The sequence below is a fragment of the Rhizobium johnstonii 3841 genome (assembly GCF_000009265.1).
GTDB classification, from domain to species: domain Bacteria; phylum Pseudomonadota; class Alphaproteobacteria; order Rhizobiales; family Rhizobiaceae; genus Rhizobium; species Rhizobium acaciae.
This window is the reverse complement of the sequence record NC_008384.1, coordinates 534,042-553,788: the sequence shown is the minus strand read 5'-3', so window position 1 is coordinate 553,788 and position 19,747 is coordinate 534,042. Positions and strand designations below refer to the sequence as shown.

Sequence of the window (19,747 nt, the reverse complement as noted above, 5' to 3'; positions counted from 1 at the left end):
AAAGGGCCCGATCGTCAAAAAGGCCAGATCTTCAAAAGGAAAGAGTGACCATGTCCACATCACGACCGAAAACCCTGCGGCTTGAAACCCTTTGGAATCCGCCTGCTGACGGTAAGGAGTTTTCCTACGTCCTGCGCCTCAAGAACCTCGGCACCGAGCCGCTTTCGAATTTCTCCCTCTGCGTGAGCGGCCCGGGCCGCGTCGATCCGGCCGGGCGCGTCGAAGGCGCCACGGTTTCGCAGCGGCTGTCGAATTTCACCGAATTCCAGCCACCGGCCAATTTCATTCTCGGCGCCGGTGAGACGTGGACGATATCGGTCTACGCGCTGAGCTGGCAGTTCCGCCACTGGACGGACGGCGCGACGAGCGGTTATCTCGCTCTGGCCGATGGCAGCACGATCGTGCTCACCATAGAGCCGACGCGATCTTCGGTCAGCAACGCGCCATTGAAGCGTGGCGCCGAGATCTATCCGGTGCCCGTCAATGCGCCCGTTCAGGTGTCGATCATCCCTTGGCCGAACCATGTGGCGGTCGCCTCGCGCCGGCCGCTGCCGGCCGGTTTTGCGCCGCAGGCGCAGAGCGCTGCAGGGGAGGCGGCAGCACGCGGCTTCGCAGCACTGGTCGAGCATCTCTTCGCCGTCGAAGGCATCGTGCGGAGCGAGGCGGAAGGCGCAGTTCCCGTTGCCCTGAAGGATGCCGCCGGGCTCGGGCCGGAGGCCTATCGCCTGAGCTTCGAGGATGAGACGATCACGATCGAGGCAAGCAGCCAGACCGGCTTCCTCTACGGCCTTGTCACACTCGGCCAGATCTGGCGCGGTGCAAGGCTGCATCCCGAGGTTTTCCAGTTTCCGGCCTCCGGCGAGATCGTCGATGAGCCGTCGATGGGCTGGCGCGGCCTGCATCTTGACGTCGCCCGCCAGTTCTACGGTGCGGCCGAGGTCAAGAAGCTGCTGGCAGTGCTTGCCTGGAACAAGCTCAACCGCTTCCACTGGCACCTTTCCGACGACGAAGCCTGGCGCGTCGAGATCGACGCCTATCCTGATTTGACCGCGGTCGGTGCCTGGCGCGGCCACGGCCTGGCCGTTCCGCCGCTGCTCGGTTCGAGCCCAGCCCGCACCGGCGGTTACTACACCAAGGCTGCCATCCGCGAGATCGTCGCCCATGCCAAGAGCTTCGGCGTTGAGATCGTGCCGGAGATCGATGTCCCCGGCCATTGCTACGCCATGCTGCAGGCGATACCGGAGTTGCGCGATCCGGCCGAGGTCGGCAGCTATTATTCGGTTCAGGGCTTTCCGGACAATTGCATCAATCCGGCCCGCGAGAAGACCTATGAGATCATCGAGACGATCCTCTTGGAACTCATCGAGCTCTTTCCGTTCAAGACCATCCATCTCGGCGCCGACGAAGTTCCGCTCGGCGCGTGGTCCGGCTCGCCGGAAGCGCTCGAGCGCCTGCGCAGCGTGGCGGGCGACGAGGTTGCCGATGCGCATGCCAAGCGGCTGAACGTCGTGACCAATACCCACGGCGCCGACGACATCCACGGCTCGGGTGCCGCCATCCTGCAGGCGGAGTTCCTGAACCGCGTCCAGCGCTTCCTTGCGAGCAAGGGCTGCATCACCGGCGGCTGGGAAGAGGCTGCCCATGGCGATGTCATCGACAAATCGAAGAGCTATCTCTGCAGCTGGCGCAATGTCGAGGTCTCGGCCGAACTTGCCGAGCGCGGCTACGAAATCGTCGTCTGCCCCGGACAGGTCTATTACCTCGACATGGCGCTGCGGCCCGACTGGGATGAGCCCGGCGCCAGCTGGGCCGGCACCTCGGATGCCGAGAAACTCTACAATTTCGACCCCATCGGCGGCTGGACGGCGAGCCAGAAACAGAAACTCCTCGGCATCCAGGCCTGCATCTGGTCCGAGCCGATGACGGATCGCGCCGTTTTCGACCGCCTCGTCTTTCCGCGCCTTTCCGCGCTTGCTGAAACGGGCTGGACGAAGCCGTCATCCAAGTCGTGGGAGCGCTTCAGGGCGCTCGCAGGACTGATGCCGCTGCTCTACGGTCTACAGCAATCGTAGCGCCAGGATTGGGTCGCGGGTTTTGATTTGAGGATCACCCTCGCCATCGCCGGAGGCGGTGATGGCGGGGGATACTGACATCGCTTTCAAAGGGCGTTGTCAAGTGCCGCTTCATCTGCCGCGGGCAGCTCGCATTCGGGTGCGGCGATACGAATAGGACGTGTTCCAATCGGCGCTCCGGTCGCGCGGTCGATGGTGACGGGATCGATCTCGGTTCCGGTCTCGGCGTCGAAGAAGCGGGTGACTGCACCGCCGCCGCGGTGCTTGCGGCCCCAGGCGCCGATTGCAAACAGCACCGGCAGAAAGTCGCGGCCGGCTTCCGTCAGCACATATTCGTCGCGCGGCGGGCGCTCGGAATAGCGACGCTTTTCCAGCAATCCTTCCTCGGTCAGCGATGACAGCCGCCCCGTCAGCATTGTCGGGACGATGCCGAGGCTTTTGCGAAATTCATCGAAGCGGGTCAGCCCCGCATGGGCGTCGCGCATGATCAGCATGCTCCACGCATCGCCGACGAGCGCCAGGCTGCGGGCGATCAGGCAGGGCTGTTCGGAAAGATTCTTCATGTCGATATCTTTTTAGTAGTGACTTGCTATCTTTTTGATAGTAACAGAATGCGCTTGCATATTCCACGACAAAAACGAAGGCAGACGCCAATGAGCAAGAAAGAACGCGGCATTGCCCTGGTCACCGGGGCTTCCTCCGGCATCGGGTTGGTTACGGCGAAGGCCTTGCTACGCGATGGTTACCGTGTGTTCGGCACCAGCCGAAAGCCGATGGCCGACACCGCCGACGGCATCACCATGCTGGTCTGCGACGTCATCGACGATCAATCGGTGCAGAGCGTCGTCGACGAGGTTCTGAAACGCACGGGACGGATCGATCTGCTGGTCAACAATGCCGGGATCGGCCTGCTCGGCGGCGCCGAGGAATCGACAACGGCGCAGGCCAAAGCCGTGTTCGACGTCAACGTCTTCGGCACGATGCGCATGACCAATGCCGTGCTGCCGGTGATGCGACGGCAGCGTAGCGGCCGGATCATCAACCTGAGCTCGATCCTCGGGCTTATCCCGGCGCCCTTCAACGCGCTCTACGCTGCGACCAAACACGCGATCGAAGGCTATTCGGAATCCCTCGACCATGAAGTGCGCACACAGGGCATCCGCGTCGTGCTTGTCGAACCGGGTGTCACCCGCACTTCCTTCGAGGAGAACATCACGCGCCCCGACCGGCCGCTTGCCGTCTATGATGCAGTGCGCGCCGATGCGGAGAAGCTGATGCGCGAGATCGTTTCAAAAGGCGATGCGCCCGAGGTGGTCGCCGCAACCGTTGTCAAGGCCGCCAATGCGCCATCGCCGAAGAGACGCTACACGGCCGGGAAAGCAGCAGGACAAGTGCGTTTCATCCGCCGCTTCCTGCCCGAGTCCTTTGTCGACAAGAGCCTCCGGAAATTCAACAAACTTCCCGATTGATCCTGGCTTGCCGCATTATCGGCTCATCACAAAAACGAAAGCTCGCCCTCATGAAAGCATTCCTGATCGATCGCTACAAGAAGGGTGGCGCCCTCAGGCTCGGCCAGAGCCCTGAACCGCAGCTGCGCGAGAATGACGTCATGGTCGAGATCCATGCCGCCAGCGTGAACCCGCTGGATGCCAAGATCCGGGACGGAGAGTTCAAGCTGATCCTGCCTTACCGGCTTCCCTTGGTGCTCGGCAATGACGTCGCTGGTGTCGTGGTCCGGGTCGGCGCCAATGTCCGGCAATTCAAACCCGGCGACGCGGTCTATGCGCGTCCCGGCAAGGATCGCATCGGCACCTTCGCCGAGTATATCGCCATCGACGCTGCCGAAGTTGCGCTGAAACCCGCCAAACTCAGCATGGAAGAGGCCGCATCCATTCCGCTTGTGGCGCTGACCGCATGGCAGGCACTGGTCGAGCGCGCCAAGCTGCAGAAGGGGCAGCGGGTGCTGATCCATGCGGGCTCCGGCGGCGTCGGCACCGTCGCGATCCAGCTTGCCAAACATCTCGGCGCCCATGTGGCGGCGACGGTGAGCACGGCAAATATCGACCTGGTGAAAAGCCTCGGCGCCGACGTGGTGGTCGATTACAAGAAGGACGATTTCGAAAAAGTGCTGAAGGGCTATGACGTCGTGCTGAACAGCCTTGGCAAGGAGACGCTGGAGAAATCGCTCGCCGTCCTGAAGCCGGGCGGCAAGCTGATCTCGATATCGGGTCCGCCCGATCCCGATTTCGCCAGGGAAAACGGCTTCGGCTGGCTGCTGCAGCAGGTCATTCGCTTCTTGAGTTTCGGCATCCGGCGGAAATCGAAACGCCGGGGGATCGGCTATTCCTTCCTCTTCATGACGGCCAACGGCGCGCAACTCGGCAAGATCACCTCGCTGATCGAGGCAGGCGCCATCCGCCCCGTCATCGATCGGGCCTTCCCGTTCGATAAGACCAACGAGGCGCTGGACTATGTGGAAACGGGACGCGCGAAGGGCAAGGTCGTCATCGCGGTGAAGTGAGGTCTGGAAGGCCGAAGAGCCTCGGTTTAGCCGAGCGGCTTTTGCAGGTCGTCGAAGCACGGATTGGTTTTTGAAAAGAGAAGTGCGGCCGCGCGACGGAGCTTCACTGTCGTTGCCGATAGGCAGAGGGTGTGACGCCGGTGCCCAACTTGAATGCCCGTGTCATGTGGCTCTGGCTGCTGAAGCCGCAGGCCGAAGCGATCTGCGCGATCGGGTCCATGCCTGATAACATCGATTTGGCGCGCTCGACACGCCGGTGAGCCACCCAGCCATGTGGGGACACACCATAGCTTGCCCGGAACATCCGCTGAAAATGAAAGGCGCTGAGCTGCCCGATCGCCGCCAGATCCTGCAGGCGGATTGTCTCACCGAGATGGGCCTCGATATACTCCAGGCTCCGGCGCCGCACATGAGGAGCGAGCCCGCCGCTGATCGCGCAGGGACGCATTCCTCCATAACGCGGATCAACGAAGAAATCGTTGATCGCCTGCGTCATTGCTTCTTCAGCCAGCAGATGACCGCCCGCCGCGATCGCTTTCGTCATCTGCCGAAGCGTGTGCGCCAAGGCGGGTGCATCTGCGAAGGTTACTTCGGGAAGAGCCATGAGCCGAGCATCGCGGTCAAACGTCTCAGCAAACATCCGGCGCATCTGATCGTCGGGAACATAGAGATGGACGAATTCGAAGAAGTCGGTGATTTCCCATTCGGACGAGTGCCCCTGCGGCATGATGCACAGGACTCCCGCACGGCCGCGCGCGGCGGGGCTGCCATCCAGACGACGCGTTCCGGCGCCGCCTCTCAGATAAAGACTGAACGTATGACCGTTCGGCCGCTCATAGCTCATCCTGTCGTGTGCATTGCTCCAGATGGCAGCTGATCGCCCGAAACCCAAATCGATGGACTGTGTCATCCGCGCATTGGGAGATGCAGACAAAAACCTGAAAACCGAAAGGCGGCTATCTTTCACCAATTCTTCCCCACACTCTTCCCCACACCACACCAGGCCACGCCTTGCGAACAATACCGGTGGACGGCCCGCATGGCGAGCAGGGAAGTCCGGGCAAATCGATTTCATAGCAAGAATCTGCAAGAGACCTGCTCACGGTTCGCCTATTGGTCCGGAAAACGAGGATCATTCCATGGCAAATGCCACTCTCTTCATCGCGACCGTTCTCATATGGGGGACGACTTGGATCGCCATTGCGATGCAGGTCGGTCCCGTGCCGGTCCTGGTCTCGGTCTTTTACAGATTTGCGGTCGCAGCCGTGATCCTCGCCGCCATCCTGGCTGTCATGCGGCAGCTCAAGCTCCCTGCCTTGCGCGATCAACCTTTCATCCTTGCGCAAGCGCTCTGCCTGTTCAGCCTCAATTTCATCTGCTTCTACAACGCCGCCGCCTCTATTCCGTCCGGGCTGATCTCCGTGATCTTCTCGCTCGCAACGATCTACAACGCCGTCAATGCGCGCCTCTTCTTCGGCGACCGCATTACAGGCCGCACGCTTCTCGCAGCGGCGCTCGGAGCAACCGGGCTTCTGCTCCTTTTCGGACAGGACGTTGTCGTCGATTTCGATATGGGCACGTTGAAAGGGATCGGGCTCGCAGCGCTTGGCACGCTGTTCTTCTCGCTGGGCAATATGGCATCGCGTCGAAACAGCGCGGTCGGAATCTCACCGCTGACCGCCAATGCCTGGGGCATGACTTATGGCGCGATCGTCCTGCTCTTCCTGATTGCCGTGACGCAAACGCCAATCGTCGCACCGCCTGACATCACCTATCTTGCCGCCATGCTCTATCTCGCGGCAATCGGATCGGTGATCGGCTTCACCACCTACCTCATGCTGGTGTCCCGCATCGGCTCCTCACGCGCCGCCTATGCCACCGTCCTGTTTCCGATCGTCGCCCTGTCGTTGTCGACGGTCTTCGAGGGCTATCACTGGAGCGGTCTAGGCTTGATCGGCCTGGCGCTGACGCTTCTCGGCAACGTGGTCATCTTTGCGCGACCTCTAGCCCGTCGCCCGCCGCGCTCAGATGCGAGGCTGCCCGCAGAGGTGCGCTAGCCGAGCGGCTTTTGCAGGACGTCGAAGCGCGGATTGGTTTCGGAAAAGATCGGCAGGGCGGCAGCGCCGAGGATTGCCGTATCCTTGCCGGTCATGCCGATCATCACCCGAGGTACCGTCCGCTTCTGGTTGGGATCGATTGGGGTGTGCAGCGGCTCCAGCCGCTCTGCAAGCCGAAGCATCAGCGATGTCGATATGCTGCCGCCGAGCACGATAGTCTGCGGATCGAAGGCAAGCTCCAGAAAATCGACGGTCTGCCGCAGCGGCTGGACAGCCTGATCCAGCCAGGCGTCGAGACCTTTGCCGCCTTTGGCAATCAGCGCATCGAGATCGTCGGGCAACAGCTCCTCGGCATTGGCAATGCCCATGAATTCGTAGGCAACGGCCGGCGAGAGGTAGCGATCCAAACAGCCGCGCTTGCCACAGCTGCAGAGCTTGCCATGCGGTTCGACGATGATATGCCCGATCTCGCCGGCATTGTTGCGACTGCCCTTGTAGAGGTGGCCGTCGAGGAACATTCCGGCGCCGATGCCACCGCCGCCGGCGAGAAACAGATAGACGAAGCTGCCCAGACCGCGGGCGACACCGTGAAGACGCTCGCCGATCGCTGCTGCCGTCGCATCGTTCTCGACAAGCACCGGCACCTTTACCCGCTGTTCCAGCTCATGCCCGACAGGAAAACCCTGCCAGCCGGGCAGATTCAACGGGCTGAGAGATGTGGTGCCGCCATCGGCATAGCGGCCGGGCAGGGCCATCCCGACGCCGAGCAGCCTGTTCCGGTCGAATGCGAAGGCCTGCTGAAGATCCTCGACTATTGCTTGGAGAGCCGGCATGGCCCGTTGCGGGTCCGGATGTTCGACATGCCGCTCGATGCGCGCGCAGACGGTGCCGGAGAGGTCCGTCAGGACCCCGCTGGCGCGCTGGCGGCCAAGTTCGAGGCCTATCGAATAGGCGCCGCGCGGATTGATGGTGTAAGGGATGATCGGCTGGCCGCGCGCCAGCTTCTGCGCCTCGGACGGGACGAGAAGGTGCGACCTCTCCAGTTCCTCGACGATATTGGACACGGTCTGGGCGGTCAGCGCCGTCATCCGGGCGATCGCTGCGCGCGACAAGGGACCATTCGTGCGGACAGCCTCGATCACCACACGCCGGTTGTGAGACTTGGCCTGCTCGAGATTCGTGCCGGAAATTGCCTTCATGTCGCCTTCAAAGGAAATGGTGCGTCACCCTTGTCACAAGACGAACACCGATGAAAGCTCCATTCTTCGGAACGTCTTACTTACTCAATGGGCACTGCGTTTTTGCAGGAGACCGAGGAGCGTTATGCCGGACAATCCGGTGACGGCGCTGAGGATCGCGGTTCCCGAATAGCCCGTCACATAGGTGCCGGCGGCAAAGACCAGCGCGCCGATCCCGGCACTGGCAAAAATATTGACGGAGATGAGCGCGCTGCCGAGCCCCGGCCGGTCGGCAATGAGATCCTGCAGATAGGTGATCGGAAAGCTGATGATCGCGGCCGCTCCGATGCCTGCGAGCAAGGTGAGCGCATAGAGGTGCCAGGGCTCGGAGGCAAAGCCGAGAAGGCTGAGGAACACGGCGTAGATGATGGTGCCGGCGGCAAGCGCCGTCATCTGGCCGGTTTTCCGGGCAATCCGCGACCAGATGATGATGAAGACGACCTCCAGCAATGCGACGATGCCGACCAGAATGCCGACATCGCTCAGCCTGCCATGCGCGGCACCGGTGGCAATCAACGGCAGAAGGGCGTCATTGAGATGCAGCGTGCTGGTAATCAGCGCCACCCCGCAAATATGCGCCGAGATCCGCGGCGAAACCACCTGGCGAAGCGCGCCGAGATAAGTGAGGTGATGAACTGCTGCCATCTCCGTTGCCGCCCGCCTCGGCAAGGCGAAGACGATGATCCCCTGGCAGAGCAGACATGAGATGGCGGCAAAGAGGTAGGCGGGCAGCATGCTCGATGCGCCAGACAGCAGCAGGCCGGTGATGCCGGGGATCAGCACCCAGGACAGCGAGATCATGGCGCGCACGCCGGAGTTGGCCGTCACCATGTCGCTTCGGCTCATGCCGTGCATCGCCGCGCGCGCATTGGCAAACAGCAGCGAGTTCAGCGCCCCGTAAATCGGCAGGGGCAGCAAGCCGCTGATGACGAAGACGGCGGCCGTCGGAAAGGCGTAGACCATGCCGTAGCCGACGATGCCGAAGACGCAGGCGCCGATCATCGTCGACCGGTATTCGCCAAGCCGGTCGGCGAGATTACCGAGCAGAATGCTGATGACGACGTTCACCGCCGCTGAGACGAAACTCAGGAAGGAATAGAGGCCGTCGCTCAGCCCCAATTCGCGGATGCCAATGATCGAACGGTAAGGTGCGGTCATCGCCCCCGCCATCCCGAAGGTGAAAATGGCGATCATGCAGGCGCGGATCGCCGGATTGCGGAAGACGTCGGGGAAAAGGCGGCTCATGCGGTCATCGATCAGACGTAAGCCGGCTTCACAACCTGCCCCTCTCGTCTTCCTCCAGGTTTCAGTAATGTTCCGATTGTGAGAAGGTCCGTGCGAGTTCGGCCTGGCCGGCCGTGAGGCCGCAATCGACAGGCAGGCAGACGCCGGTGATGGCCGCAGCCTGAGGACCTGCAAGAAAGGCCACGGCATTGGCGACATCTTTCGGATCGACGACGCGCTGCAGTGGATACCAGCGGCGTGCTTCCTCGAAAACATTCGGATTGGCTGCCGCGCGTATCTCCCAGGCCTGCGTCTTCACCGTGCCGGGTGCGACGGCGTTGGACCGGATGCCGAACTTGCCGTATTCCACGGCGACCAGCCGGGTGAAGTGCAGAAGGCCGGCCTTGGCGGCGCTATAGGCCGGGTGCCCGAAGACATGCATGCCGTTGACGGAGGCGATGTTGACGACGGAACCCTTCGAGGCCTTCAGCATGGGTTCGAATGCGCGGAAACATAAGAATGCCGCTTCGAGATTAAGCGCATTGTCCGCCCGCCAGATCTCGGGCGTCGTGTCGTGCAGGCTGGTCGCGCGGGCAGCACCCGCATTGTTGACCAGGGTTCGAACCGCGCCCACGTCGGCGGCGCGTCTTGCCAATTCCGCAATGCTCGTCTCGCTGGTCACATCACATTGGACGGCGACGAAGCGATTGTCCGGTCCGAGCTTCAATGCCACGGCAGCCGCAGCCGCGGCATCGATATCGGCGAGCAACACGACGTCATGGTCATCGGCGAGCCGTGCGGCGATCGCCGCGCCGATATCGCCTGCAGCACCGGTAACGATGGCAATCGACTGCGTCATTTTCTGTCGCTCCCGCTCATGAACTTTCAATCTCCAAGCAATTGCCGGTCGTCGCCGTCACGGTGAATGACAAGCTGCTGCTTGATACGCCGAAGCGTGGTCGTCGCCTTCGGCTGAACGGCGTAGGCGACCAGGCTCGACAGGATATCGATCGTCGCGATGTAGGCGATGCGCGTCGAGGTCGGGCGATAGATATTGTGCCCCTCGGGAAGGTCGATCGGCACGACGATTTCGGCGGCCTTGGCAACCGGGCTGTCCGTCTGGGTGAGCGCGATCGTCTTTACCTTGGTCTGGCGGGCAAGTTCGAAGGCGCGCACCAGCTCCATGTTGCGCCCTGAGAAGGAAGAGCCGATCAACACATCGCCGGGCCTTGCCGCGGCAGCCATCATCAGCTGCATGCTGTGGTCGGAACTTGCCGTGATGCGAAGCCCGAGACGGAAGAGCCGGTTCTGGAGCTCGTCGGCGATCATCGACGAATTGCCGCCCGACCCGAACGCATAGATCATATCGGCCTTGGCGATATGCGAAACGGCGGCTTCGATCGCAGCGAGATCGAGCGACCGATGCAGGAGAAAGAGCGCGTTCTGGGCCTTGGTGATGATATCCTGGGCGACATCGGCCGGATCGGTGCTTTTCGATTCCGGCTTCAGATAACGAACGCCGATATGGGCGGTGCGGGCAAGCTGCACCTTGAAGTCGGAAAAGCTCTCGCAACCGAGCCGCCGGCAAAAGCGCGTGACGGTCGGCGGTGATACCTCGGCCCGTTCCGCCAGCTCGATGATCGAGGCATTCACGGCAAACTCGAAGTCGTTGACGATGATCTCCGCGATGCGGCTCTCGGAGGGAGAGAGCCGACCCTTGTCTTCCTGCAGCGTTGAAAAGATATCCAAGCCCGTCCCCCCGATGGTTCTCTATCTATCCTTCTTCTTATAGGCCACGCAGTCGATCTCAACCTTGCAATCAACCATCATCGACGATTGCACGCAGGCACGTGCCGGCGGATGTTCGCCGAAATACTCCTGATAGATTTTGTTGAAGGTCCAGAAATCGCGCGGATCATCGAGCCAGACGCCGACGCGCACGACGTCCTCGACGCCATATCCGGCCTCATCGAGGATCGAAAGGACGTTGGCGATCGTCTTGTGGGTCTGGGCAATGATGTTGCCGTCGATGATTTCGCCATCTTCCATCGCAACCTGCCCGGAAACATACAGCCATCCGTCGGCTTCGACCGCACGTGCGAAAGGCAGCGCCTTGCCGCCGGCGCCCGTTTGAACAGTGCCATAGCGCTTGATCGGCATGCTGAAGTCCTTGCAAATTATTTTCTTGATAAGTTGACAAGTGACCATAGAAAGCAGAATTTGACCAGTGAAAAACGCGATTTATGAAAAGAATTTCAATCCAGGGCAAATATGCGCGATCCTTTCAAGAATCCATTCCCGTCCGACAGCGCCCGATATTCTATCTGGGAGATGCTCGTTCCGCGCGATATCGATGCCTTTCTGGCTGCCGATTGGTCGATGGTCGAGCATGACTTCGTGGAAGAGGGCTTCATCGGCATCGATGGCCGCAAGGAAGTCAGCCCCGACAAGTGGCGTCTCGCATTTCCGACGCTGTCTGCCTATCGCGAGGAATGGCTGAGGCAGGCAAAGGATTTCGCCAAACAGAGTTTCGCAGAAGATGCGCGCACGGCGATCTTCACCACGACGACGCTGGAAGATATCGAAATCGAAGGCGATATGGCGCTTGTCCGCAAGAAATTCGACGGCGGCATTTCCAAGCCTGACGGCACCCGAGACGTCATGCAATGGCAGACGCTCTATTATTGCAGGCTTCACCAAGGACGCTGGAAAATCTCAGGTTTCACCGGCTACCTGCCGAACCCGATGGGTTGACGCGGGGCCGACAACACGAAGGCCACTTTCTTGCGCATTTTCACGGCAGCATTGGCGACGGAAACCAACACCTTTTCCCCGATCTGCGTGGATCGTCGCGCATTCGAAGCCTCTCTTTATGCCCCGCCCGGCCAGCATCCCGAAACACCAACGCTCTGCACTGCGCCGATCACAGTCGGAAGGCGCGTCACCCGAGAAAAGGGTTGGGAACTGATCGAAGGAACCGCCACCTGGGCCGACCCCGCAGGCCTCGTCAACCGGGCGACCTACGAGGAATTGCGTGACGAAATCCTCGGCCAACTTAGCGCGGCAATGCCTGTCGACGCCGTTGTCATGGGCCTGCACGGCGCCATGGTGGCAGCCGGATACGAGGATACGGAAGGCGATCTTCTGTCGCGCATCCGCGAGATCGTCGGGCCTGATGTCCTCATCTGCGCCGAACTCGATCCGCACAGCCATCTCACCGCAAAACGCGTCGCCGCTCTCGATTTCGCCGTCTATTTCAAAGAGTTTCCGCATACGGACTTCGTCGACCGCGCCGAGGACCTTTGGCGCATTGCGGTCGAGACGCTCGAGGGCCGGATCAAGCCTGATATGTCGGTGTTCGACTGCAAGATGATCGACGTCTTCCCGACATCGCGCGAACCCATGCGTTCCTTCGTCGACAAGATCATGCAGATCGAGAAGGATGATCCGGACGTCCTGTCGATCTCGGTGATCCACGGTTTTATGGTGGGCGACGTTCCCGAAATGGGAACTAAGCTGCTTGTCGTGACGGACGACAAGCCGGAAAAGGGCGCGGCTTTGGCGCGCGAACTCGGCCTCGAGCTGTTTTCGAAGCGCGGCACCTTCATGGTCCCGCAAATCGACGAGAGGGAAGCCGTCGCGCGCGCGATAGCCGCCACCGCATGGCCGGTCGTTATCGCCGATGTCTGGGATAATCCGGGTGGCGGCACGGCAGGGGATGCAACGGTCATTCTCGGAGAGCTGATCGCCCGCGGCGTCACGAGTGCCGCGATCGGCACCATCTGGGATCCGGTGGCCGTCCAGATCTGTTTTGCGGCAGGCGAGGGGGCGGAAATTCCACTGCGCTTCGGCGCCAAGTCGGCGCCCGGCACCGGCAATCCCGTCGATGGCACCGTCAAGGTCGTCAAGCTGGTGAAGAATGCCGAGATGCAGTTTGGCGAGAGCCTCGCACCTTTCGGCGATGCCGCACATATCGTGCTTGACGGCATCGACATCATCCTCAACTCGACGCGCGCTCAAAGCTTCGACCCGAGCCTTTTTTCGGCGATGGGCATCGACCCCGCCAGGCAGAAGATCCTGGTGATCAAATCCACCAACCACTTCTTCGCGTCCTTCTCGAAGATCGCGGCAGAGATCCTTTACTGCTCAGCCGGAACGCCCTATCCCAATAATCCGGCGACGACGCCGTATCGGCGGGCACCGAAGACCATATGGCCGATCGTCGCCGATCCACACGGACTAGAACGCGGAGCCGCCTAGATGCATGACAACCGGTTTGCCGTCGTCGCCAAGGCAGGCGACAGGATCGCCGATCTCTCGACGCCACGTCCTGTGATCGACGAAGACAGGCTGGCGGCGAACATAGACCGCGTTCAATCCTATATGGACCGGCACGGGCTGAACTTCCGCCCGCATATCAAGACGCACAAGATCCCGGCTCTCGCCGTCGCGCAGGTTGCCGCGGGCGCCAAGGGCATCAATTGCCAGAAGGTGACGGAAGCCGAAGTCTTTGCCGAAGCGGGCTTCGAGGATATCCTCATCACCTTCAATATCCTCGGACCGCAGAAGCTCGAGCGCCTGGCCAAGTTGAACGAGAGAATTTCGGCCCTCAAGGTCGTCGCCGACAGCGAAGTGACGGTCGACGGGCTCGCGGCGCATTTCTCCGGCCACAAGCCGCTGAACGTGCTGGTCGAATGCGATACAGGCGGCGGCCGCTGCGGCGTGCAGACACCGGGTGAGGCGGCCTCGCTCGCCAAGCGTATCGCCGCTGCCGACGGCCTCACCTTCGGCGGCATCGTGACCTATCCGAAGCCGCAATCGGCCCCCGCCGTGGAAGCCTTCATCACAGAGACGCTCGCACAGCTGACTTCGGAAGGCATAAGCTGCCCGATCGTCAGCAATGGCGGAACGCCAAGCCTGTTCGAGGCGCATCTCGTCACCTCAGCCACGGAACACCGCGCCGGCACCTATATCTACAATGATCGCCAGATGGTGCGCATGGGCCATTGCACCGAGGACGATTGCGCCATGCATGTGCTGGCGACCGTCGTGTCGCGGCCAAACGCCGACCGCGCCGTCATCGATGCCGGGTCGAAGGCTCTGACATCGGATCTTCAGGGTTTTAGCGATTACGGTCTGGTGGTCGGTTATCCCGAGGCGCGGATCAGCAGCCTCTCGGAAGAACACGGCGTGATCGACCTGTCGAGTTGCACCGGCCCCCGGCCGCAGATCGGCGAGAGGCTCTTCATCATCCCGAACCACACCTGCGTGGTCTCCAACCTGTTCGACACGATGGTCTTCCATCGGGGCGGCATCGTCACCCGCGTCGAGGATGTCGCGGCCCGCGGCCTCGTCTGGTAGGAAGAAAGCCGGTCGGCGGGGCTTAGATGCAGCAATTGGGCATATCGTGAAGGTATGTCTCAAACTTTGACCAGAACCGGTGGTCAAATACAATTTCTTTATCGAGTTTCAGCTGCTGTACCATGCCCATGCATTCGCTGGCGGGCAGCACAAGGAAAAAATTGCAAAAGTACAGTTGAGAGCGGCTGCGTTCTATCGGTCCATTCAGTTCGCATCTTCCGGTCAAAGAGTCCCGCAATAAGCCTTCGAGGAAATTGAAGCCGTGGCGGGTTTGCCGAGTAGAGTCCTGCTCTCGAAATTCGTTTGCAACCCACATTAAATTGCATTATTGTTCGACACACTAGAAAGTTATAACTTTAGCATTGCATTTCGGCTTTTACTTCCTCTTTCCGCTGCTTCGGCACGTCATCCGGATAAGCCTTCATGCATCCAGACAGTCAATACATCCACGCCGACAATGCGGCGCTCATTTTCGATGAGCTGAAGTTTCGATCGCTGACGGTGAAGAACCGTCTTTTTCGATCCAATATATCCGGTCAGTTCGATGATTATAATGGTCACGGCGGCAACGCCCGGCTGAACTGGGAGGAAAAATTCGCGCGCGGCGGCATTGGCTGCATCATTTCCTCCTTCACGCCGGTCTCAGTGCGCGGCCGGATCCTCGTGCGTTACGCGATGATCGACGATGACGACAAAATCCCCTTTTGGCGGGAAGTAGGCCGCCGCGTCCATGCCCATGACTGTCGGTTCATCATGCAGCTCAGCCATTCCGGTCGCCAGCAGGACATGGGTGGCGTCGAGAACCTGTTCAGCAAGGGCCTGAGTTCGACCAGCAAAAGCGATTACTTCCACGGGCTGCTCGCCCAGGCGATGACGAAACCCGAAATCACCGAAGTGGTGGAACAGTTCGCACAAGGGGCGCGGCGCGCGCGGGAGGCGGGGCTCGACGGTGTCGAGCTTCACGGCGCCAACGGCTATCTGCTGACACAGTTCCTGAGCTCCGGCATCAACGACCGGACCGACGAATATGGCGGCGGCTGGGAGGGCAGGGCGCGTTTCGTGCTCGAGATCGTCAGGGCGATCCGGCGCGAGGTCGGGCACGACTTTCACCTGCAGATGAAGATCAACGGCGTCGACCACAATGACTGGCTCTATCCCTGGATCAGGAAAGGCAACACGCTCGACGAAACCGTCAAGATCTGCACCATGCTGCTCGATGGCGGCAAGGGTGTCGATTCCTTTCATGTTTCAAGCGGATCGACCTTTCCGCATCCGCGCAATCCGGCCGGCGACCTTCCGCTGAACGACCTTCACCGCTGGTATGACGGCATGCTCTCGCAGGGTACGCGGGCGCCGATGAACTATGCGATCTTTTCCAATCCTTTGCTGGCCCGCGCGTTCCAGGCGCTCTGGCGCTGGCGCAGGGGCAAGGTCATCGAGGGCATCAATCTCGATTATGCACGCGCCGTTTCCGAAGCGATCGGCAAGATCGACCCCGATATCAAGGTGCTCTGTACCGGCGGCTTCCAGCATGCCGACAGGATCGCCGAGGCCATCCGTTCGAAAGCCTGCGATGGCGTCACCATGGCCCGCCCGCTGATCGCCAACAACGATCTGCCGGAGATCCTCGCCAAGGCAAACGGCCCGGAAAAGGAATGCACCTACTGCAACAAGTGTCTGCTCAACGATCTCGAAAACCCGCTCGGCTGTTATGACCTCAGCCGATTTGACGGAACGAGCTTCGAGGATCGCTACGACAAGATGATCAAGCAGGTCATGTCGGTTTTCGAGCCGCCGACCTTCCATTGAGACGCGCCATCGCCCGCGCATTCGGAGTGGAACTCATGAGCAGCGACAACGACCGCAAAACGCCCGTCGAGATCGCAGTCGCCCGCCACCGCCGCTGGTGGCTGGCGATCGTCGTGCTGCTGTTGCTCGCAGTCGTCTACTATCTGGTTTTCGTCAACCAGTATGTCGTCGCTTTCAAAGGCCAGAACGAGCATTTCATGCACGGCTCTATCGGCAGCGAGACGGCGACGGGACCGCCCTACTGGGTCTTCAAGGCCTTGCCGGTCATGTATGCCGACAAGCTCGGGCCGGAAGGCTGGAGCCGTTTCGGCTTCCTCTACGAAAAGCCCGGCGACGACCTTCCGATCGGGGTGTCGCGCCGCGTGGTCTCAGGCGTCGAGCGGGTCTGGCTCAACTGTTCCGTCTGCCATGTCGGCACATATCATCTTCCCGGCGATCCGGTTCGCCATCTCATCCCCGGCGCACCTTCCAATAATCTGCGCCTGCAGGAATTCATTCGCTTCTTCATCGATGTCGGCCGCGATCCCGGCTTTACCGCGGATGCGTTGATTGCGACGATCGACGGCCCCAAGGTCGGCGGCGATCTCAATGTCTTCGAGCGGCTGGTCTACCGCTACGTGGTCTTTCCCAGGGTCAAGAACGCCTTCCTCGATCTCGGCACCCAACTCGATTTCGTCAAGCGGCAGGAGGAATGGGGGCCGGGCCGCGTGGATACGTTCAATCCCTATAAGGCGCTACAGTTCAACTTTCCGATGGACGAGGCGCATATCAGCGGCGCGGCGCTGAACGGCTCTTCCGACTACCCCGCCATCTGGCGCCAGCGCCCGCGCGAGGGCATGAACCTCCATTGGGACGGCAACAATGATTCCGTGGCCGAACGAAACCTGAGCGCCGCACTTGGCGCCGGCGTCACGCCCGTGACGGTCGACCGGGCATCGATCGCGCGTATCGAGGACTGGATGTGGGATCTGCCTTCGCCGCCGTTCCCCGTCGCCGCCAAGATCGATCAGGCGAAGGCGGCAGAGGGCAAGACGCTGTTCATGCACTATTGCGCCGATTGCCACGGCTTCAAGGATGCGAACGGCTACAGCTACGACAGGCAGCGTTTCACGCGCCTCGGCAAGACGGTTCCACTCGCCGATATCGGCACTGATGCGGGACGCTGGACCTCTTATACGGAAAATTTCGCCGCCGAGCAGAACCTGCTCTATGCCGGCTATCCCTGGCGCTTCAGCCGCTTCCACAAGACCGACGGCTATGCCAATCACCCGCTCGACGGCATCTGGGCGCGCTCACCCTATCTGCACAATGGCTCGGTGCCGACCCTGCGCGATCTGCTCGAGTCGAGCGCCAAGCGGCCGCCTGTCTGGTTCCGCGGCAGCGACGAGTTCGATCTCGCCAGGGTGGGTTATCGGTCGGACCAGTCTGCCGGCGGCGATCTCTTTCGCTACGACACGGCGCGGCCCGGCAACGGCAATGCCGGCCATGAAGGATATCGCTACGGCACGGACCTGCCGGACGCGGCAAAAGACGCCCTCGTCGAATATATGAAGACGCTATGACCCAGTCGCGATCGCTCAGCAAATGGAAGGCACGGCATGCAATCCTCGTCTGGATCGGCATCCTGCTGAACTTCGCCTTCGTCCTGCCGCTCATCTTCTGTCCGGAGTGGATCCTCGGCCTCTTCGGCATTAGCGTGAACCAGCTGATCTGGCCGAGATTTGCAGGCCTGCTGCTCGGGATCCTATCGATCTTCTACATTCCGGCGACGCTCGATATCGACCGCTACCGCGTTTTCGCCTGGCTTGCGGTCTTTCCCTCCCGCACGCTCGGCACGGTATTCTTCTTTCTCGCCGTCTTCGTCTTCGACCAGCCGCTCGGCTACCTCGCCGGTGTCTTCCTCGACGGGTCGGTCGGCATTGCGACGCTTTTCTGTCTCCTGCGCATCCTGCGGCTCGAACAGAATATCGCCGAAGGGAGACAGGCATGAGGCGCGTCTTCTGGAAATGGCTTTTAGCCGTTCTGGTGCTGCTCGTCGTCGGCGCTTTCGCGTTGTTCTTCCTGCTTTTCCGGCCGGTCGCCCAGCCGAAGACGAACGATCTGGCTGAAGTGTTCAACCACGGTTCGATCGGCAATGAAGAGGTTCAGGGAATTCCCTACTGGATCTGGCGGGTCCTGCCGCAGCTCTTTCCCGAACATCTGCCGGCAAACGCGGACGGCTACGGCGCCTTCGGCCTCTACTGGCGCGCCGGCGACGAGGTTCCTGTCGGCCTCTCGGTCAAGACGCTCGGCGTCATAGGGCGCGTCGCGCCGAACTGCGCCTTCTGCCACCAGGGCAGCTACCGGCTGCGTGCCGACGAGCCGGCGCGGCTGGTCGAAGCAGGCCCGGGAACGAGGGTCAATCCGCAGGCCTATATCCGTTTCCTCATCGATGTCGGCGCCGATCCGCGGTTTACCGCCGACCGGGTGATGGCGGAGATCGGCAAGATCTACGACATGCCGGTCTGGGAATGGGCGCTCTATCGCTTCGTGCTGGTGCCGGCGACCCGGGCGGCCCTCCAGGAGCAGGGGGGGCGCTTCGCCTGGATGAAGGACCGGCCGGATTGGGGCCCGGGCCGGATCGATCCCTTCAACCCGGTCAAGTTCCAGAACCTCCGTCTTGCCGACGACCACACGATCGGCAATTCCGACATGATGCCCCTGTGGTCGCTTGCCGGTCTCGCCACCACCAATACGCGCCGCTTCTCGCTCCACTGGGACGGATTGCAGACCGATCTCTACGAGACGGTGGTCTCGGGTGCGATCGGCGACGGGATGACCTACAAATCTTATGGGGGAAGCGAAGAGGGCCTTCGCCGCATTATGGATTTCATCCGCCTGCAGGGGCCGCCGCCCTCGCCGTTTTCTCCTCTCAGGCCGGCAGGCGATCCCTATCATGTCGATGCGGCGGCGGTCGACGCCGGCCGTGGGATCTATATCGCGCAATGCGCCGTCTGCCATGACGCCAAAGGGCCCCGTTACCGGACGCCGATCTCGATCGTCGAGCTCGGCACCGACCGCCATCGCCTCGACATGTGGACGCCCGCGGCCCGCGACCGCTACGCCGCCTACGAGCCGAGTTACGCTTGGAGTTTTACCAACTTCCAGAAGACCGAAGGCTATGTCGCGACAGGCCTCGGGGGCCTGTGGCTGCGCGGTCCTTACCTGCATAACGGCAGCGTCCCGACATTGCGGGCCTTGCTTCTTCCGCCAGCCGAGCGGCCGGGGCAGTTCTACCGCGGCTACGATCTCGTGGATGCCGAGAATGCAGGCTTCGTAAGCATGCCGGATACGCCGGGGGAACGGTACGGCACGCTTTACGACACAAGCCGGCCGGGCAATGGCAATGGCGGTCATCTCTGGGGCACGGATTTGCCGCCGGAGGCGAAGGAGCAGCTGCTTTCGTATCTCAAGACACTTTGACCA

18 protein-coding genes are annotated in these 19,747 nt (G+C 61.4%); 11 read left to right on the top strand and 7 right to left on the bottom strand.

Annotated features, from left to right (window positions below):
- Positions 1-50 precede the first annotated feature (50 nt).
- The gene (locus RL_RS32345; protein WP_041936934.1) at positions 51-2,072 is read left to right on the top strand and encodes a beta-N-acetylhexosaminidase; all 2,022 of its coding nucleotides are present in this window, start codon (positions 51-53) and stop codon (positions 2,070-2,072) included.
- An 86-nt stretch (positions 2,073-2,158) separates the two neighbouring features.
- On the opposite strand, the gene RL_RS32340 is transcribed toward RL_RS32345, so the two are convergent.
- Positions 2,159-2,635, bottom strand: coding sequence for a winged helix-turn-helix transcriptional regulator (locus tag RL_RS32340; protein ID WP_011655243.1), 477 nt, complete (start codon positions 2,633-2,635; stop codon positions 2,159-2,161).
- Between the two features lie 90 nt (positions 2,636-2,725).
- On the opposite strand from RL_RS32340, the gene RL_RS32335 reads away from it, so the two are divergent.
- The gene (locus RL_RS32335) at positions 2,726-3,541 is read left to right on the top strand and encodes an oxidoreductase (RefSeq protein WP_011655242.1); all 816 of its coding nucleotides are present in this window, start codon (positions 2,726-2,728) and stop codon (positions 3,539-3,541) included.
- A gap of 50 nt (positions 3,542-3,591) precedes the next feature.
- Positions 3,592-4,593, top strand: a complete 1,002-nt coding sequence (locus tag RL_RS32330) for an NADP-dependent oxidoreductase (protein ID WP_011655241.1) — start codon at positions 3,592-3,594, stop codon at positions 4,591-4,593.
- A 103-nt stretch (positions 4,594-4,696) separates the two neighbouring features.
- Here RL_RS32330 and RL_RS32325 read toward each other — a convergent pair whose 3' ends face one another.
- Positions 4,697-5,437 carry a helix-turn-helix domain-containing protein gene (locus RL_RS32325; protein WP_011655240.1) on the bottom strand — a complete coding sequence of 247 codons (741 nt, stop codon included), beginning with the start codon at positions 5,435-5,437 and terminating at the stop codon, positions 4,697-4,699.
- A gap of 295 nt (positions 5,438-5,732) precedes the next feature.
- Here RL_RS32325 and RL_RS32320 point away from each other — a divergent pair, with 295 nt between their 5' ends.
- Positions 5,733-6,650 (top strand): DMT family transporter, encoded by a 918-nt coding sequence (locus RL_RS32320; RefSeq protein WP_011655239.1) that lies wholly within the window; start codon positions 5,733-5,735, stop codon positions 6,648-6,650.
- Here the strand turns inward: RL_RS32320 and RL_RS32315 are convergent.
- The 5 genes from RL_RS32315 to RL_RS32295 form a co-directional block, all read right to left on the bottom strand.
- Positions 6,647-7,849, bottom strand: coding sequence for an ROK family transcriptional regulator (locus RL_RS32315; RefSeq protein ID WP_011655238.1), 1,203 nt, complete (start codon positions 7,847-7,849; stop codon positions 6,647-6,649). The genes RL_RS32320 and RL_RS32315 overlap by 4 nt on opposite strands.
- 84 nt (positions 7,850-7,933) lie before the next feature.
- Positions 7,934-9,307, bottom strand: a complete 1,374-nt coding sequence (locus RL_RS32310) for an MFS transporter (protein WP_334625700.1) — start codon at positions 9,305-9,307, stop codon at positions 7,934-7,936.
- The gene (locus tag RL_RS32305) at positions 9,195-9,971 is read right to left on the bottom strand and encodes an SDR family oxidoreductase (RefSeq protein WP_041936933.1); all 777 of its coding nucleotides are present in this window, start codon (positions 9,969-9,971) and stop codon (positions 9,195-9,197) included. The genes RL_RS32310 and RL_RS32305 overlap by 113 nt, the downstream gene beginning before the upstream one ends.
- Positions 9,972-9,997: 26 nt before the next feature.
- Entirely contained in the window at positions 9,998-10,861 is an 864-nt protein-coding gene (locus RL_RS32300) for a MurR/RpiR family transcriptional regulator (protein WP_011655235.1), read from the bottom strand.
- Positions 10,862-10,882: 21 nt separating this feature from the next.
- Positions 10,883-11,272, bottom strand: a complete 390-nt coding sequence (locus tag RL_RS32295) for a RidA family protein (RefSeq protein WP_003553181.1) — start codon at positions 11,270-11,272, stop codon at positions 10,883-10,885.
- A 111-nt stretch (positions 11,273-11,383) separates the two neighbouring features.
- On the opposite strand from RL_RS32295, the gene RL_RS32290 reads away from it, so the two are divergent.
- From RL_RS32290 to RL_RS32255, 7 genes are all read left to right on the top strand, one after another.
- Complete coding sequence (locus tag RL_RS32290) at positions 11,384-11,866, top strand: hypothetical protein (protein WP_011655234.1); 483 nt, start codon at positions 11,384-11,386, stop codon at positions 11,864-11,866.
- 30 nt (positions 11,867-11,896) lie between these two features.
- A complete protein-coding gene (locus RL_RS32285; RefSeq protein ID WP_011655233.1) occupies positions 11,897-13,372 on the top strand; it encodes a M81 family metallopeptidase in 1,476 nt (491 codons plus the stop codon).
- Positions 13,373-14,473, top strand: coding sequence for a D-TA family PLP-dependent enzyme (locus tag RL_RS32280; RefSeq protein WP_011655232.1), 1,101 nt, complete (start codon positions 13,373-13,375; stop codon positions 14,471-14,473). It abuts the gene before it with no gap.
- A gap of 423 nt (positions 14,474-14,896) precedes the next feature.
- The gene (locus RL_RS32270) at positions 14,897-16,282 is read left to right on the top strand and encodes an NADH:flavin oxidoreductase (RefSeq protein ID WP_011655230.1); all 1,386 of its coding nucleotides are present in this window, start codon (positions 14,897-14,899) and stop codon (positions 16,280-16,282) included.
- Positions 16,283-16,317: 35 nt separating this feature from the next.
- A complete protein-coding gene (locus RL_RS32265; protein WP_041936931.1) occupies positions 16,318-17,844 on the top strand; it encodes a hypothetical protein in 1,527 nt (508 codons plus the stop codon).
- Entirely contained in the window at positions 17,841-18,272 is a 432-nt protein-coding gene (locus RL_RS32260; RefSeq protein WP_011655228.1) for a hypothetical protein, read from the top strand. Before RL_RS32265 ends, RL_RS32260 begins: the two co-directional genes overlap by 4 nt.
- Positions 18,269-19,744: a hypothetical protein gene (locus RL_RS32255; protein ID WP_011655227.1), complete on the top strand. Its 1,476-nt coding sequence runs from the start codon at positions 18,269-18,271 to the stop codon at positions 19,742-19,744. Before RL_RS32260 ends, RL_RS32255 begins: the two co-directional genes overlap by 4 nt.
- Positions 19,745-19,747 lie beyond the last annotated feature (3 nt).